Genomic DNA, 490 nt, shown 5'->3' with positions numbered 1-490 from the left:
GCCGGCGCGGGTGTCCCAGTCCCGGGCCCGGTAGCCGTTGCGGGAGTTGACCCGCTCGGCGCTGCGTTCCCGATAGCCGGCGCCGCACATCGCGTCGGCCTCGGCCGCCATGAGCGTCTCGGCGAACTGTTTGATCATCGCCCGGAGCAGATCCGGGCTTGCATCAGCGAGCCGGTCGTTCACCCAGCCCGCCACATCGTTCACACTGTCTGACGCGGCCATCGAGTCTCCTCCCTCGAGAACTCTAAGCACTCGAAGGATCACGCGGTGGCCGTCTCATATCCCGACGCCACGCCGTTGATCAGCGACGACGTCGTACACCACGTCCCTGGACGCAACCCGGTTGGTGAAGTGGAGCTGTCTAGGAACCGCTTCACCCACCGGAGGCCTTCGTGTCCCACGCTAACGCCGCTCTGACCCCGCGCGCCCGGCTGCGGCTCGCTCAACTCGTCGTCGAGCACGGCTGGACCCACACCGCGGCCGCGACAAT

1 protein-coding gene is annotated in these 490 nt (G+C 67.6%); it reads right to left on the bottom strand.

Annotated features, from left to right (window positions below):
* The coding region (locus FVA95_RS29390; protein ID WP_193564448.1) for a transposase at positions 1-222 on the bottom strand (222 nt) is incomplete at its 3' end.
* Positions 223-490: the final 268 nt, after the last annotated feature.

Source organism: Pseudonocardia sp. EV170527-09, from assembly GCF_008369905.1.
Classification (GTDB): domain Bacteria; phylum Actinomycetota; class Actinomycetes; order Mycobacteriales; family Pseudonocardiaceae; genus Pseudonocardia.
Note: the sequence above shows the minus strand (reverse complement) of the source record. Positions and strands in the feature narration are given on the sequence as shown.